Source organism: Nonlabens dokdonensis, from assembly GCF_002162835.1.
Classification (GTDB): Bacteria; Bacteroidota; Bacteroidia; order Flavobacteriales; family Flavobacteriaceae; genus Nonlabens; species Nonlabens dokdonensis_B.
In genome coordinates, this window is sequence record NZ_MAAX01000210.1 from 51,494 (window position 1) to 65,982 (window position 14,489).

The following is a 14,489-nucleotide window of genomic DNA, read 5'->3' on the forward strand; positions in this document are numbered from 1 at the left end:
GAAGTATGCATCTATTTTGAGTATCAATTATACCGTGCAAACCGCACCACTAAAATAAATGCAGAGCATTTTGAGGCATTCAGTTCTCCTAATTATCCACCTCTCGCCATTAGTGGTGTACATTTAAACATAGATACCAGTCTGTTGTGGGAACGCAAGTTAGTGGATCCTTCGTTACAAGTTAATAGTACCGCTTTCGCGAAAGCGGAATCAAAAATAAGCACCAGAGAAGAAGACAATCGTATGAACTACCGTCCTGACTTTGTGGATGCAGTAGTGGTTCTTAAACTATTTCCTGGTATTACCGAAGAGGTCGTTAAATCTATATGTAATATCAAAGGCTTAAAAGGCATTATACTGGAAACTTACGGAAGCGGAAATGCTCTAACGCAAAGCTGGTTTATCCATCTACTTCAAGAAGCCCTACTTAAAAACATTAGGATAGTGAATGTGACACAATGTAAAGGTGGTGCGGTAAGTATGGGTAAATATGAAACTAGTACCCAACTCATGAAAATAGGTGTAGTGTCTGGAAAGGATATTACCACAGAAGCGGCGTTGCCTAAAATGATGTATCTATTACAGCATACCAAAACTCGTGAAGATTTCAAAGAATATTTTGAAACTTCATTGAGAGGTGAGATTACAGATTCTATTGACTGATTAAAAATTGGTCAAAGGCTAATATTACCGTATTATTGCAAACTCAATTTAAAGTGAGGTGGCCGAGCGGTCGAAGGCGCACGCCTGGAAAGCGTGTAAACGGAAACGTTTCGAGGGTTCGAATCCCTTCCTCACTACTACAATTAATTTAAGGAGCACAGTCTTAGCTTGTTTGCTCCTTTTATTTTGTTCTCAATTTTAAAAACATCATTTAGATCTTTGATTCAAAAGAGAATGTGCAATTATCGTACATAAAAAAAGCTCTAGAATGAACTAGAGCTTTCACGTTTAAAATGATAGTAATTAATCTACTATATCTTCTAACTTCTTTATAGTATCTAGTGTGTTTTGAATACCGTTGAGCTGGTAACGTACCACATCCTTAGTTTCATGTAAGTAATTTTCATTTTCTAATACTTCTTTGTATTCACTTACTGCAGCTTTATCACCACGTATACATTCTTCTAAAATAGCTTCGTCATCCTTTCCTACGATCGCCGTTTTAAAATCCATCCATGTTCTATGAATTGCTCCTTCAGTGCTTCCTGATTGAACCGGTGTAGCATTTAAATCTCTAATCGCCTTATCAAGTTCATTTGCATTTTGACTTCTGCTAGCCGCTTGTCGTTTAAAATAAGTCTTCAATCTATCATTATCTGTATCTAGTAATGCATTTTTATAGCCTTGCTCAGCATCATAGTTCTTTTCTAACAATTGATTAAGTGCATTTACTGTTTCATCGTGTGCTAGTTGCTTTGCTTCTTCTCTGGTAGTTTCCATATTGTTTTTTTAATGTGTTATTTTTTCTAACTTTTTATTCATTTCCTTAACCTCTTTGTTACGCTTGTGCTCCATGTAATAGTTATAAGCCTGTAAAGCGAGTTGTGCGACGGTTAATACTCTAAAGAACTTTTTCATGTTTTTATTTAAATATAACAATGAGTCAAGGCTCTTAATTAGATTTTAGCACTGTTTAACAAGTAAACATTAACACATTCATAATTTAACTAATAAAAAGCAACTAATTTCACATAATTTTTAACAAATAGCTATAATCTGTTTACAATATCATTACTCCATTTATGAATCCTATCACCGAAACATTCTAAAATTGCATCTACACCCATAACACTTCCTTTACAATTGCGACCTAAGGCAGCTAGTTGAATATCATCATTCTTGTGAGACAATTGAATAGTGCCATTTTCTTTTGTAGCAATACCTAAATCTGATGTTACTGGCTCTAGCAAGTCATCTTCTAAAAGGCTTTTAACTAGATCGCTATTGATCTCACTCAATTGAGGCGGATTTAAAACTGTATTTATCATAACCGCACATTGTACCGAATTTTCTCCTTTAGAAACAAGCCAGTAATCTTCTTTGCAGGTTATATTAGGATTTGCTAAGAAATCTGTATTAATAATATTGTTTTCTATTAAAGAAAGTAACTGCATCATACTCTCTACCGGCGGCCCATATGAATAACGCTTTGTGCTTTCATCTAAAGCTATGACTTGAGCCATGACTAAATCATGAAGATCGCAATGAGAGAATAGATCGTACATCGTAGGTTGAAAATGCCTCCAGACCTGACCTAGAACATAATCTAAAGTTACCGCACTTAAACCTAAAGACATTTCTATAGTTTGAGTGATGTATGATTTGGTATCAATTTTAGTATTCAAAATTAAGTCGTGTTCGTAACTCATATCATTAAGCCACTCCTTTGCTACTATTTCCACTGTAACTTGATCTTCTTGTACCTTTGAAAAAGGATGTTCTATGAATTTATTTACTGCAATAGGTACAAATGCATCTAACAAAAACTCAATATTATTGAGCGATGAAGCTTCAATCAAAGAATTGCCTATTTTGTTTTTAAACTCTTCCATCTGTAACTCAGATGGTTTAAAAAAAACATCCACTTTTTTACCTAGTGGTTTAGGAACTAAAGGTAATCCGTCTATTGAGAAAGGAATTATTTTTTGAATAGACGTTTCACTAGGCAAATAATTCAGTTTCCAACTATTGTGAGTTTTTTTGAACCTTGCTCCTTTTTCTATGGTCAGTTGTCTCATGATATCAATCATCGCTAGACCAAAACCTCTTAAACCTACCGTAACATCTGGATCTATTTGATGAATTAGCTTACTTTCATATGGGTTATCATAAAGAATTTTACTGCTTTTCTCACAATCTACTTTCCATGAAGCTATTTGTGAATCATCCTCTGTAGACTGGTGACCTATGGTTAGTAAACACTCATCAAATTCACATTCTTGACCAGACGTATCAGTTACTAAGAATTTATGATTTAAGAACTTTACTTGCGTGACTAGAGTTACATTTATAGCTAGTATATCTTGCTTGATCAGTACTTCTGCAATAGACTTAAACCTTTCATTTAAGTAACGCCCCATCTTATTACGCGATGGAAAAGCGTCTACTTCTTCATCAAGGTAATGATCATAAACATCTTCCATCCACCTTATGAATGATGGAAAAGCTGGTATTTGAAAAGATGAAAAATCAATTTTTTCTCGACCTTTTAAATTTGCTAACGCTCTATCTGCTATGTTTAACCAGTTAGAATCTGGTTGATCTAGGCTCCATACTTGACCGCTACCTAAATAGGGTTCTTTTTCATATATAGAAATATTTATCTGTGGTTGATCTCGCTTTCGCGAAAGCGATAACAGTAAACACTCTAAACTATGTAAACCTCTAGGACCACATCCTATTATTGCTATTTTTTTCATGGACTAATGTTACTACTTTACTGAAGAACTACTTGTTAATAGCATGATAAATAGTCCAATTAAATAGATTATATTACTCAATAAAGCTGGGCCAATCTTTTACCAATTGAGCTCCCAATAGCAACGCCCATGCCACCTAATCGCACACCGCAATATATATTATTACCTACTTGTTTTACCACGGGATTTTTACTAGACCCTACACCCATGATTCCTGTCCAACGGTGGGCAATATCAAAAGAGATGCCAGGTAAAACCGTCGTTTTAAGAAGCTGTTCTAAACGATCTTGTATTGGATCTGAAAGTGCAAAATCTGTAGTAGTTTCTCCATCAACATCTAAATTCCTACCACCACCAATTAATATCCTATTATCAATATTTCTAAAATAATAAAATCCTCTATCGAGATGAAAAGTTCCTTTAATTTCTAAATCTTTGATAGGTTTTGTAATCAAGACTTGTGCCCGTGCAGGTTTTACATCCTCCTTTAATAACTGTGATGCAAACCCATTAGTGGCGATAAATACTTTAGAGGAAAAAAAATCAAAATGGTTTGTTTTTACATGCACTTTATTACCGGCATCCACAAGTTGTTCTACTGTAGTGGCATTTAAAACTTTTATGTTTTGTTTTAAGACGCTATTCATAAGGTTGTACATCATTTTTCCAGTGTCTATCTGACCTTCAAATTTGTTAAAACTAAATTTCTGATTAATGTTCTGGAACCCAAATGATCTTTCCTTCCATTCAAAGACTGGTTCACTATAAATAGGGTGTAATAATGAATTAATAGCATCTAATTGATGCATACAGGTTTCTAGTAACTGCTCATCTTTATTCAAGAATAATTCATATCCACCTAATTGCTGATAATCTATAGCTCTATCTCCTAAGGCAGAACGTAACACACGCAACCCTTCAATGCGTTGTCGTACTAGGTGCAAAACTTGTTCTTCAGTATGATGCTGTAAGTCGTCTATTAATTCACTGAGACTTCCAAAACACGCAAAACCTGCGTTTTTTGTGCTAGCTCCTTGCGGCAGTATTCCTTTTTCTAATAATAGAATGTTTGATTCTGGATATCTTGCCCTTAACTGCAATGCACAGGTAAGTCCTACAATACCGCTGCCTACGATTGTAAAATCAACGTTTGAAAGCCAGGATTTTAATTCCCAATAGGATAAGTTCATGTGTATAGTTTAACGGTGTTATACTCAAATATATGACTCCTCTTTATACTCAAAGAACAACTTAAGAATCTGTCTTTTTGAAAGGCCTATAACAACTGTCGATGTAATATGGACGATTATATTGGAGGTGAATTAAAAGTCCCCAAGTAAATCAAAAGGAGTGAGAAGTCGTTTTAACTTACGATTTGTGCTATTAGCGATGTCTTGATTAAGATAAGCAAGAACTAATTTTAAATCTGTTGCCGTTTTTACAATATCAAAGGTTGATTTGTAATTGGAGAAAACGGGATGAATAGTCTTCTTATTATAAACTTCATAAAGTTCATAATGCCTAGGATCTTCTTTAATTTTATTATAAAGGTCTTTAAGACATTTTTCATCACCTTCTAGCACTTGAAAAAAGTTATCTAGTGAATGCAAAAGTATACCACTTATCTTATTCTTATTATTAATAGTAGCGGTGAATTTGAATAAATCTTGGATGTCTTTATCTGACAAATTAGGTGCTACTTTACTTACGTAGCATATGGTATAAATGGAATTCATTAATCAGTTATCGGTATAACAAACCTAACAAAATGTCTAAAAAAAACAAAAGCAGATCGCTAAATAATTGAAGTTTATCTATCAAATAATGATATAAAATTAAACATAACTTTATAAATATTAAAATATTTAAAAGTGAATTCTTACAAAATAAAAATCCTGTAAAAATTAATAAAAGCCATTAAAAACTGACCTTTAAATCTAATGAACATCAATTTATGAAAGTTGAAAAAATTGAAAAATGACATAACACTTAGATAGCTTTCCTACAAAAAAACGATGATAGAAGTTCATAAAATTTCACTATATTAATACCTCAATTTTAAACAACTACGCTATGGGAATTAAAAATTTTATGGGTAAACGTGAGACCACTGCTAACGCACCTCAAAAATTTCAAGTAAAAGATTTTATGACTCGTAAGCTCATTACCTTCTCTCCTAACCAAGGTATTACCGAAGTCATGGAAACTTTGTTAAAGCAAAGAATTACTGGCGGTCCTGTAGTAAACGATAAGAAACAACTAGTAGGAATAATAAGCGATACTGATTTAATGCACGTGATAGGTGAAAGTAGGTACCATAACATGCCCGTAGGGAACAGGCTTGTTAGTGACTACATGTCTTTACAACCTGCAACAATAGATGAAGATGCAGATATCTTTGATGCAGCAGCACGATTTTTAAAAACTGGCCACAGGCGTTTCCCTGTAACTAGTGAAGGAAAACTTATAGGTCAAATTTCAAGAATGGATGTAATTATAGCAGCAACTCAATTAAAAGGTGATCAGTGGCGATAAGCTTTTTAACCTTGTTTATTTTGATACTCTATTATGCTTTTTATTATAAGCTGTTTGAACCTAGATACATCATACGGCTTTACGATAAAATCATTCATACCAGCATCTAGAATACTCTGTCTGATTTCTTCTATTTCAACTGCAGTAAGCGCAAGTATAGGAATAGAGCTGGTTTTTCTTATTTCTTGAGTTGCTTCTATACCGTTTAAAATGGGCATATTAATATCCATTAAAATTAGATCATAAGAGCTATTAGTAACCTCTTCTATAGCTTCCTGTCCATTTTCTACTACGGTACAAATTACACCATCTTTTTCTAGAATCTTTTTAGTAACCATTTGATTGATACGGTTATCTTCTGCGATAAGGATTTTCTTGTCTTTAAGAATACCTGTTTCTAATAAGTAATGATTCTTTTGAGTGGTTTTCTTATCCTCTAATTGTTGAGCAAGGTCGTATTTCAAGTCAAATGAAAAGATAGATCCCTTTCCTTCTTTGGTTTCAAGAACAATATGAGAACCAGAAAGATCTAACAAGCGCTTAACAATGGGCAAACCTAATCCTGTCCCTTGATAATTATAACTATGAGAATCGCCTTGTTTAAATTCTTCAAATATTTGCTCTATTTTACTAGCTGCTATTCCTTGCCCGTTGTCTCTAATAGAAAAATGCAATAGCACATTATTGCTGGTTATTTTCTTGACCGTAACCTCAATAATTATAATACCGTTTTCTGTAAATTTTGCAGCATTCCCTATTAAGTTCATTAAAATTTGAGATAAACGCACTGCATTGCCATGAATACGTTTAGGAACGTCATTAGCCACTTGAATTTTGATCAGGTTTTTATTTTGACGTCTCATGTACTCAAAAGAAGAAACAATTTTATTGATAAGCTCAGATAAATCAAAATCAACAGACTCATCCTCATGTTTATTAGAATCTATCTTGTTAACTTGTAAAACGTCATTAACTAAGGCAAGCAAATAATCAGCAGAGAATTTTAATGATTTTATATCCTCTTTGATAGCCTCATTTTTGTTGTTCTCCATTAAGATATTTGTTAACCCTATAACTCCGTACAATGGGGTTCTCAATTCATGACTTACCGTACTAAAAAAATCACTTTTGGCGAGTGCTAGCTTCTCAGCTCTATTTTTTTCTTTTAAATAGAGTTTATTTTTTTCTTTTAGCGCATTGTTAAGCTGTTTCCTTTTTCTGGATAGTTGTATGGTAAAATACAAACCTAGAAGTATAGCTAAAGTGAGAGCAGTTAATGCATAAATTAAAGCTGTTTTATTTCTAATCTTTTCTTGCTGTAACTCATTCTCAATTTCGGAGCGTTTTAATTCTTCTTTGAACTGAATCATATCAGTAGAAAACGACACTCTATCTAACGAGATTTCAAAATCTTCACGCCTATTACGCTCTAGAACTTCTTCAAATTTAAGCCTCGTAGCGTAGGCAAGTTCATACTTCTTTTGTTTATAAAGACTTTCTGCATAAGCGTCATAAGCAGCTTCCAGTTCTAAAGGAAAGTTTTTTTCTTTTGAAAAACGTATTACATTAAGAAGTAAAGAGTCTGCAGTATTATAGTCGTTCAACGCTAGATAATATCGTGCTGTTAGATTATCAATAGAAGCTCGATAAACAGCAGAAGTTTGATCTTTAAATTGAGGTCCATTAAGTAAATCAATATATAACTTCAGCTCATCAAAATCTTTTCTTTCTTCTAATGAATGAGCATAATTATGGTAAATAAATTGTAACCCAGTAGTGTCTCTATATTTCTTATATGTAGCAATTGCCATTTTTGTATAAGACTCCTCTAATTCTCTTTTTGTAGAATCTGAAGAATAAATACTCGCTAGATTTCCTTGAGCATCAGCTAGCAATATAGGATCGTCCTGCAACAGTGCATATCGTTGAGCCCTTTTAAAATTACTTAAAGCCTCAATAGTATCTCCTTGTCGTAGAAAATCATACCCTAAATACCCATAGGTCACAGCTGTATAATAGTGATCCTTTTTATCTAACGCTTTTTTCAAAGCTTTCACATTGAGATCATAAGAATCTTTAAATGCTCCATTTGTTTCTAGCTCGTAAGAAAGATCTAACAGAGAGTCCATTTCTATATAAAATTGCTCCTGTGTCTGGCCTTGAGAATAGACAGACTTCAAAACGCTGAAAATAAAAAGTAATACTATAAAAACCCTTTTACTCATAAATATGAAATGCACATTTTATCGATAAACAAAAATATCCAAAATAAATGGGGCTACCTATTACTAATTAGATAATATACTTCAACTTAAAACCACAGAGCTGCTCTTTAAGTATCAACTTATCTTCTTTAATCCTATAAACTATTTCCTTTCTCTAGATCTATGCCTTATTTTTGACTAACCCCTAATTTTTAGTGATAAATGGATGATTTTATATTATACGTGAGTGAAGGTTTTCATCATGTTATGAATTTTAATGTAGGTGCTTACGACCACATTTTATTTTTTATTCTTATAGCGGTTCCTTTTCTATTTAACAGTTGGAAAAAACTCATAGGTCTGAGTCTTGCATTCACCGTAGGCCATATTTTATCACTCTTGCTCGTTATTTATGGAAAAGTGTCGTTTAACAGTAATTATATAGAATTCTTAATTGTAGTAACTATAGCCATTGCAGCTCTTTACAATATCTTTACAGCAGGAAATAGACATAGAGATCACAACAACTGGATTACCTTAATAGTGGCATTATTCTTTGGCTTAGTTCATGGATTTGGTTTTGCAAATGGTTTCAAGATGCTGGCTGCTGGTGCTGAGAGTAAGTTACTCATGCTTCTTGAATTTGCATTAGGAATCGAGTTAGGACAACTATTAGTAATACTCGTAGTGCTCATACTCAACTTTATTTTCACTGGCTTATTCCGATTTAATAAAAAAGAATGGGTTCAGATAATATCATCTATCGTTCTAGGTATGGTTATACCTTTATTAATCGTACGATGGATTTTTTAGAATAGAATTGTAGTCTCGCTTTCGCGAAAGCGGAACATAAATAACTACATAAAAAAGAAAGCTTGTAGAACACAACCGACTTAATTTACTAGCTTGCTTATTAAATGGTTAATCAAAATTGAAAAAAGACAAACAACATAGATACGATGTCGCCTATTTGAGAATGGCAACAGAATGGGGCAAATTATCACACTGTAAAAGAAGGCAAGTGGGCGCACTCATAGTTAGAGATCGCATGATTATAAGCGATGGCTACAACGGTACTCCTAGCGGTTTTGAAAATTTTTGCGAAGATGAGGAAGGCTATACTAAGTGGTACGTATTACATGCTGAAGCTAATGCCATCCTAAAAGTTGCAGGCTCTACCCAAAGCTGTAAGGATGCCACATTGTACATTACCATGTCACCATGTAAAGACTGTAGTAAACTTATTCATCAAAGTGGTATAAAACGTGTTGTCTACATGGAAGGCTATAAAGATGATAGCGGCCTGCAATTTCTAGAAAAAGCCGGAGTTATTATTGAACAAATAGAAGAAGTCAATTAATGAAGAAAAGTTATTTATACTACCCATTATTTTTAGGGATCATATTTGCCATAGGGATATGGCTGGGCAGCGTACTTAATGAAAACAGTATAGGTAATGATTACATAGCCACTTCTAGCAGTTTAAAAAAGCGTAAACTTAATAGACTCATAGATCTCATAGATCAACGATATGTTGATCAGGTTAATACAGATAGCATAGTAGATGTTACTGTTAATGAGATCATGCAAAATCTCGATCCACATTCTGTTTACATACCTAGTAGTGAGCTGGAAGATGTCGATAATAATATGCGTGGCGATTTTGTAGGCATAGGGATACGTTTCTTTGTCAACCAAGATTCCATATCTGTATTGCGAGCAATAGAAGACGGCCCCAGTTATAAAGCGGGAATTAAAGGTGGCGATAAAATACTTTATGCAGATGGAAAACCACTTTTTGGCGAGAATGCTATCTCTACTAATGTGCTTAAAGGAGAAGAAGGTTCTAAAATTGTTTTAGGAATATTAAGACCAGGAGATGAAGAGGTGATCAATATCCCTGTAGTAAGAGGCAATGTGGCCATTAAAAGTATAGATGCCAGCTACATGTTAACTAACAAGTTGGGATATATAAAAATTAATCGTTTTGCAGAGTCTACAGAAGATGAATTTAAAAAGGCCATTAAGGAATTAAAAAGAGCCGGAGCCACTCAAATAGCATTAGATTTAAGAGATAATCCTGGTGGCGTTTTAAGCGCTGCGGTAGAAATTGCCGATGAATTTCTTAAGGAAGATCAACTTATACTTTTTCAAAAGGACAGAAATGATAAACGCAAAGACAGCTATGCCACAGATCGTGGTTCTTATGAAGACAGCGATGTCTATATTCTTATAAATGAAAATAGTGCAAGTGCGAGTGAAGTTGTGGCTGGTGCACTTCAAGACAACGACAAAGGAACCATAATAGGCCGTAGAAGCTTTGGTAAAGGCCTAGTACAACAAGAAATTAAGCTAGGTGATGGAAGTGCTGTAAGATTAACTATCGCTCGTTATTATACTCCTACTGGTAGAAGTATACAACGACCTTACGAGAATGGTAATGAAGATTATTTTAAAGAATACATTGATAGATACAGTAATGGAGAACTACAAAGTGAAGATAATATCCAGGTAAATGATTCCTTGAAACGTATAACGCCAGGCGGCAAAATAGTTTATGGTGGCGGCGGTATTATTCCTGATGTATTTGTCCCTAGCCCAGATGGTTATATTTTACAGACATTAAATTACTTTGGTAGGACAGGTTTTGCAGACCAATTTGTAAATCGATACCTTCAAGACCACGGGAAATTCATGAGAGATATGCCTCAAGAAGAATTTCTAAATTCTTACGAGGTTACTGAAGAAATGATGAAAGAATTCATTGAATATGCCCAGCTGTATAACACCAGTATAAAATTACCTGGTTACAGAGAAGAAATTGCTTTAATTATAAAATCTTCTCTTGCAGAGCAATTATTTACTACAGAACTTAAAGTAAAACTACTTAATCAAAGTGATGAGATGATAGAGAAATTATTAGAGTTAAGCAATTCCCAAGTGAATTAACATTAATGTTGATTACTAGGATCTTAATCTATCACCTTATTAAATTTATCGATCTTCTACTTTCTCTGCAATTTTCTTCGAGACTAACATAATGCTCATTAAAACTATTACGCAAATTGCAGCTATTATACTTATGATTGCTATCTGACTATCGCCCTGAAAAAGATGATCAAAATCGAGTTTTAAAGCATTAAAAACAATGCTCGCTACAGCCAAAACAATTATTAAATAAAATACGTATTTCATAACTAGAAAAGTTCTTTAATATTTGCTGTAAAAAGCTTTACAGCTATAGCTAGCAAGATAACACCAAAGATTTTCCTAACCACGTTAATTCCTTGTTTACCTATTATTTTTTCAATCTTTCCAGAATTTTTAAGCACCACGTAGACAAATCCTATGTTTACAATTATCGCAACAATAATATTAATGGCTGAGTACTCAGATCTCAGCGACAAAACAGAGGTAAGCGTACCTGCGCCAGCAATAAGTGGAAAAGCAATAGGGATAATCGCAGCTGTCTCTGGCGCGTCGTCCTTATATAACTGAATTCCTAAAATCATTTCTAGAGCAATGAAGAAAATAATGAACGCTCCAGCAACAGCAAAAGAATTTACATCTATCCCAATAAGGCCTAACATACTTTCCCCTACAAACATGAAAACAATCATGAGCAATCCGGCAACAATAGATGCCTTTTCACTTTGTACATGACCTACTTTGCGACGTAAATCAACTATAATAGGAATACTTCCTATAATATCGATTACTGCAAACAATATCATTCCCGCAGTAAATGCCTCTTTGAAATCAAAGGCTGTAAAAAATTCTAAAATTCCTAAATCTCCCATTGCAACGGTTGTTTTGAGCGTGCAAAAGTACTTCTATTATAATGTTTTACGACTATGAAATAAGGTTAAATAATCATTAAGAAAGTGCCAGAAATATTAAACAAAACAGGCATATTCTAACTTAAATAAACTTAAGAATAATGACTGAGTCACATTAAAGTAAGTTCATTAATTTACCATCTGTCTCAAGCTGGCAACCGTAGCAGTAGGGTCTTCTGATTTAAAAACAAAACTACCAGCCACTAGCACATCTGCTCCGGCATCAACTAGTTGTTTTGCATTTTTATCTGTCACTCCACCATCTATTTCTATAAGTGTATCAGCATCTTTTGAATCTATAATAGTTTTAAGATTCTTTACTTTATCGTAAGTGTTTTCAATAAAGCTTTGACCTCCAAAACCTGGATTCACACTCATTAAACAAACCATGTCTATGTCTTGAATAGTATCTGCTAGTAAATGCACGCTCGTATGTGGATTAAGCGCTACACCAGCTTTCATACCATGTGATTTTATAAGCTGTAATGTTCTATGCAAATGAGTGCAGGCTTCATAATGAACCGTAAGGATATCGCAACCTAAGTCTGCAAAGGTTTTTACATAACGATCTGGATCTACTATCATAAGGTGACAGTCTATCGTTTTAGTGGCATGTTTCACAATATCTCTTAAAACTGGCATCCCAAAAGAAATGTTAGGCACAAAAACACCATCCATGATATCGATATGAAACCAGTCAGCGTCTGAGTTATTGATCATTTCTACGTCTCTTTGTAGGTTAGCAAAATCTGCTGCGAGAACTGATGGGGCGATAAGTTTAGACATGTCTATAGTTTAAAAGTTTTGCAAATTTAAGTTTTTGAATTCTTAAACAGGAAAAAATTGCTTTGAGAGTTTCAAAAGTAAAGGTTATCTAGCCTCTTTATTTAATAGAGTGATATTTGTTGACATCTTAAAAGCATTCTGAAAAGAACTAAATATGTAATCCTTAAAATCATATCACTAATATCAGACGATGGGATGACTAGCAATGACTGCACCTTGATCGCCTTTGAATTAAATAAAAATCCCTACAACTTTACAGTCGTAGGGATTTGATATATTTTGCTTTCGCGAAAGCGGAATAACAATATGTATAATTAGTCAATAATCAACATAGCGTCACCATAAGTGCTAAATCTGTAGTCTTCCTTAAGAGCGACTTCATAAGCTTCTTTTAACAAATCATAACCTGCAAAAGCAGCTGCTTGCATCATTAAAGTAGATTTAGGATGATGAAAATTTGTAATCATACTATTTGCAATAGTAAAGTCGTATGGTGGGAAAATAAATTTGTTAGTCCACTCATCAAAGGTGTTTAAGTGACCATTACTACTTACTGCACTTTCAAGTGTGCGCATGGTAGTAGTTCCTACTGCACAAACATTTCTTTTTGCATCTATAGCCTTATTTACCATATCACAAGTCTCCTGATTGATAAAAGCTTGCTCACTATCCATTTTATGCTTAGATAGATCTTCTACCTCAACTGGGGCAAATGTTCCTAAGCCTATGTGCATAGTAACGGCTGTCATATTAACGCCTTTTATCTCAAGTCGTTTAAGTAAGTGCTTTGAGAAGTGAAGTCCTGCAACTGGCGCTGCAACAGCACCTTCATTTTCGGCAAAAATAGTTTGATAACGCTCTTCGTCTTCTGGCTCTACTTCTCTATTAAGCTCTTTAGGTAAAGGTGTTTCTCCTAAATCCTTAAGTGCTTGTCTAAATTCTTCATAACTCCCGTCATAAAGAAATCTCAATGTACGACCTCTTGAAGTAGTGTTATCAATCACCTCAGCGACTAGACTTTCATCATCACCAAAGTATAATTTATTCCCTATTCTTATTTTTCTTGCCGGATCTACTAATACATCCCACAACTTTGTATCTGGGTTTAATTCTCTAAGAAGAAATACCTCTATTCTCGCACCAGTTTTTTCTTTATTACCATATAATCTCGCTGGAAAAACCTTAGTGTCGTTAAAAACAAAAACATCATCTTCATTAAAATAATCAATCACGTCTTTGAACATTTTATGCTCAATTTCACCAGTTTTTCTATGCAAAACCATCAGCTTCGATTCATCTCTATTTTCTGCTGGATGTTGAGCGATGCGATCTTCCGGTAGATCGTAACCAAATTGTGATAACTTCATTAATTGATATTTAAGATAAGTTGCAAATATACAATTTGCGCATAGGCCTTGTCAAGTAAATCAGGCGTTAAATTTCTGTAATGCTTACATTTACCTTTTTAAGGTCTTCATAGTAGGTTTTATAACTCTTAGTAACCACCATGGCATCCTTGACAATCATACTAGTTTTCATCACGAGTGGTGCAAAAGCCATGGCCATTCTATGGTCTTGAAAAGTATCTACGATGACATTGTTATTAAAGATAGATTCTTTTTTAAAATGTAAGTGAATGGAATTGTTTGTTGTTATTATTTCGCTTTCGCGAAAGCGAGAACCCACTACCTTCATTGCTTCAA

At 34.0% G+C, this 14,489-nt stretch carries 15 protein-coding genes, 1 tRNA gene and 1 pseudogene; 6 read left to right on the forward strand and 11 right to left on the reverse strand.

Translation table 11 applies throughout. The features are described from left to right. Both A9Q93_RS14015 and A9Q93_RS14020 read left to right on the forward strand, forming a co-directional pair. A partial coding sequence (locus A9Q93_RS14015) for an asparaginase (protein WP_303688024.1) occupies positions 1-663 on the forward strand: 663 nt, incomplete at its 5' end. A gap of 52 nt (positions 664-715) precedes the next feature. Beyond that, a tRNA-Ser gene (locus tag A9Q93_RS14020) sits at positions 716-800 on the forward strand. Positions 801-966: 166 nt separating this feature from the next. On the opposite strand, the gene A9Q93_RS14025 is transcribed toward A9Q93_RS14020, so the two are convergent. From A9Q93_RS14025 to A9Q93_RS14045, 5 genes are all read right to left on the reverse strand, one after another. Beyond that, a complete protein-coding gene (locus A9Q93_RS14025) occupies positions 967-1,443 on the reverse strand; it encodes a PA2169 family four-helix-bundle protein (protein ID WP_303688025.1) in 477 nt (158 codons plus the stop codon). Between the two features lie 9 nt (positions 1,444-1,452). Further along, a complete protein-coding gene (locus tag A9Q93_RS14030) occupies positions 1,453-1,581 on the reverse strand; it encodes a hypothetical protein (RefSeq protein WP_303688026.1) in 129 nt (42 codons plus the stop codon). 131 nt (positions 1,582-1,712) lie between these two features. After that, complete coding sequence (locus tag A9Q93_RS14035; protein WP_303688027.1) at positions 1,713-3,422, reverse strand: FAD/NAD(P)-binding protein; 1,710 nt, start codon at positions 3,420-3,422, stop codon at positions 1,713-1,715. A gap of 77 nt (positions 3,423-3,499) precedes the next feature. After that, on the reverse strand, positions 3,500-4,612 hold the full coding sequence (locus A9Q93_RS14040) for an FAD-binding oxidoreductase (RefSeq protein WP_303688028.1): 1,113 nt from the start codon (positions 4,610-4,612) through the stop codon (positions 3,500-3,502). A gap of 132 nt (positions 4,613-4,744) precedes the next feature. Next, entirely contained in the window at positions 4,745-5,158 is a 414-nt protein-coding gene (locus A9Q93_RS14045) for a BLUF domain-containing protein (RefSeq protein WP_303688029.1), read from the reverse strand. Between the two features lie 337 nt (positions 5,159-5,495). Here A9Q93_RS14045 and A9Q93_RS14050 point away from each other — a divergent pair, with 337 nt between their 5' ends. Then, the gene (locus A9Q93_RS14050) at positions 5,496-5,957 is read left to right on the forward strand and encodes a CBS domain-containing protein (RefSeq protein WP_303688030.1); all 462 of its coding nucleotides are present in this window, start codon (positions 5,496-5,498) and stop codon (positions 5,955-5,957) included. 5 nt (positions 5,958-5,962) lie between these two features. On the opposite strand, the gene A9Q93_RS14055 is transcribed toward A9Q93_RS14050, so the two are convergent. Beyond that, entirely contained in the window at positions 5,963-8,182 is a 2,220-nt protein-coding gene (locus tag A9Q93_RS14055) for a response regulator (RefSeq protein WP_303688031.1), read from the reverse strand. Between the two features lie 201 nt (positions 8,183-8,383). Between A9Q93_RS14055 and A9Q93_RS14060 the strand changes: the two genes are divergently transcribed. From A9Q93_RS14060 to A9Q93_RS14070, 3 genes are all read left to right on the forward strand, one after another. Beyond that, entirely contained in the window at positions 8,384-8,974 is a 591-nt protein-coding gene (locus A9Q93_RS14060) for a HupE/UreJ family protein (RefSeq protein ID WP_303688032.1), read from the forward strand. A gap of 118 nt (positions 8,975-9,092) precedes the next feature. Next, positions 9,093-9,521, forward strand: coding sequence for a dCMP deaminase family protein (locus A9Q93_RS14065; protein ID WP_303688033.1), 429 nt, complete (start codon positions 9,093-9,095; stop codon positions 9,519-9,521). Beyond that, positions 9,521-11,110 (forward strand): S41 family peptidase, encoded by a 1,590-nt coding sequence (locus A9Q93_RS14070; protein ID WP_303688034.1) that lies wholly within the window; start codon positions 9,521-9,523, stop codon positions 11,108-11,110. The genes A9Q93_RS14065 and A9Q93_RS14070 overlap by 1 nt, the downstream gene beginning before the upstream one ends. A gap of 45 nt (positions 11,111-11,155) precedes the next feature. Here A9Q93_RS14070 and A9Q93_RS14075 read toward each other — a convergent pair whose 3' ends face one another. The 5 genes and pseudogenes from A9Q93_RS14075 to A9Q93_RS14095 all read right to left on the reverse strand — a co-directional run. Further along, on the reverse strand, positions 11,156-11,356 hold the full coding sequence (locus A9Q93_RS14075) for a hypothetical protein (RefSeq protein WP_303688035.1): 201 nt from the start codon (positions 11,354-11,356) through the stop codon (positions 11,156-11,158). Positions 11,357-11,358: 2 nt separating this feature from the next. Continuing rightward, a complete protein-coding gene (locus tag A9Q93_RS14080) occupies positions 11,359-11,961 on the reverse strand; it encodes a MarC family protein (RefSeq protein WP_303688036.1) in 603 nt (200 codons plus the stop codon). 168 nt (positions 11,962-12,129) lie between these two features. Next, positions 12,130-12,786: a ribulose-phosphate 3-epimerase gene (gene rpe / locus A9Q93_RS14085; protein WP_303688037.1), complete on the reverse strand. Its 657-nt coding sequence runs from the start codon at positions 12,784-12,786 to the stop codon at positions 12,130-12,132. A 314-nt stretch (positions 12,787-13,100) separates the two neighbouring features. Continuing rightward, positions 13,101-14,153, reverse strand: a complete 1,053-nt coding sequence (queA, locus tag A9Q93_RS14090; RefSeq protein ID WP_303688038.1) for a tRNA preQ1(34) S-adenosylmethionine ribosyltransferase-isomerase QueA — start codon at positions 14,151-14,153, stop codon at positions 13,101-13,103. Positions 14,154-14,220: 67 nt separating this feature from the next. Further along, positions 14,221-14,489: pseudogene (locus A9Q93_RS14095) on the reverse strand (3-phosphoshikimate 1-carboxyvinyltransferase); the annotation flags it as partial.